At 66.0% G+C, this 1630-nt stretch carries 1 protein-coding gene and 2 pseudogenes; 2 read left to right on the plus strand and 1 reads right to left on the minus strand.

All coding sequences use genetic code 11. The features are described 5' to 3' along the window. Nucleotides 1-908, plus strand: a pseudogene (locus tag EN969_RS30245) (peptidase M15); the annotation flags it as partial. 176 nt (nucleotides 909-1084) lie between these two features. Next, nucleotides 1085-1276 carry a hypothetical protein gene (locus tag EN969_RS30250; RefSeq protein ID WP_013529739.1) on the plus strand — a complete coding sequence of 64 codons (192 nt, stop codon included), beginning with the start codon at nucleotides 1085-1087 and terminating at the stop codon, nucleotides 1274-1276. Between the two features lie 87 nt (nucleotides 1277-1363). On the opposite strand, the pseudogene EN969_RS30255 reads toward EN969_RS30250, so the two are convergent. Then, nucleotides 1364-1630, minus strand: a pseudogene (locus EN969_RS30255) (keto-deoxy-phosphogluconate aldolase); the annotation flags it as partial.

A 1630-nucleotide genomic window follows, 5' to 3' on the forward strand; every position in this document is an offset into this window, starting at 1 on the left:
CTCCGGAGCCTGAACAGGACACGCCGGAGACGATCATCGCGGCATTGCCGGCCCGAAGCATTCCGCTGCCGGATTTCGCACCGCGGCCGAAAGCCGATGTCGGCGCGCAGCAGCCTGAGAATGTTCCCTTCGCGATGGCGGAGGCGACAGCCACCACCGAGCAGGCCGTGGCGGCCGCGCATGCGCCGGCGAGCGTTCCTTTCGGCATGGCCGATGCAACGGCTTCGGCTGATGCGACCCAGGTCGCGGTCAACAACATACCGTTGCCGACATGGCGTCCCGACAATTCGCTGCCGGCCGCTCTGGCTGCGCCGCCCAGCAAGGATGTGCTGATGGCGCTGGCCGAGACGGCCGACCAAGGCAAGACCGCGACCGATGCGTTCTCGGTGCTGCCGACGGCGCGGCCCGAGATGGCCAGGCCGGACGCGGTCAAGGCCGTGCTCGACGAGGCCAATGCCCAGGTCGGTGCGGCCGATTACCAGCTTGCTTCCTTGTCCGGGTCCGAGCCGCGTTCGGCGTTCAACGATCCGGGCACCAACACCGCATCGCCGCGCGATGCTGTCGTGGCCCGCCCAGTCGGTTCCGATCCGGCCGCCGCGATCGGCGCCGGCGTCAAGACGACCCGCAAGGAATCGAGAGCCACCGCCCGCGACCTGAAGCCAGGCCCCAAGGCCATGGTGGTTGCAGCCGCACCGCAGGCCGCCCGTTGGGCCTTGACCAGCGGCGAGCAGGTCGCCACCGTTTCAAGCGCGACGACGGCGCCGGGTTACGCCTACAGCATCGTGCACACGCCGCCGAGCGAGGTCTACACCGCTGGCTTCCAGCCGAGCAGCCAGGTGGCCGATGCCAATCGCTTCACCGGCAACGCCGTCAAGTTCATGTCGGTAGCCCGCTTCCAGACCAAATGACGGCAAATCAACCGACAAAGCCGCGCCGGGCAACCAGCGCGGCTTTTTGCTGCGTGGCCGGATCCGGTCGCGCGGCCCGCCGGCTTCCGATCACACCGGCCTGACATTGCCGTGATCGTGGAACGCCTCGGGCCGTCAACGGTTTCTCCCTCGTTCGTTCAAACCCGGGGATACCCATGAAGAAGATTCTACTGGCATCGGTCATCGCGTTGGCAACCGCTTCGGCGGCCATCGCCCCTACGCAGGCCGAAACCATTGTCGTCAAGACCCACGATCACATGCACATGAAGAAGCACTGCCGGACCAAGGTTGTCACGACCTGGAAGCATCATCATAGGGTGGTCAGGGAAGTCAGGGTCTGCAACTGATCCGGCCAAGGCAGGCCTGGAAAAAACATCCGGCGGAAGCCCGGTCGACGCAAGTCGGCCGGGTTTTTCCATGCCGCCATGAAAGCCTTATTTTGTGAGCTTGCTCGCCGCGCGCGCCAAGCCTTCGATCTCGTCCCATTTGCCGGCCTTGACGAGGTCGTCGGGCGCCACCCAGGAACCGCCGACGCAGACCACGTTGGGCAGGCTTAGATAGTCAGCCGCGTTCTTGGCCGAGATGCCGCCGGTCGGGCAGAATTTCACATCGGCGAGCGGCGAGGCGAAGGCCTTCAGCGAAGCGATGCCGCCCGACTGCTCGGCCGGGAAGAATTTCAGGAAGCGCAAGCCGGCTTCGCG

Origin of the sequence: Mesorhizobium sp. M7A.F.Ca.CA.003.01.2.1 (assembly GCF_003998945.1) — a bacterium.
Taxonomy (GTDB): Bacteria; Pseudomonadota; Alphaproteobacteria; order Rhizobiales; family Rhizobiaceae; genus Mesorhizobium; species Mesorhizobium ciceri.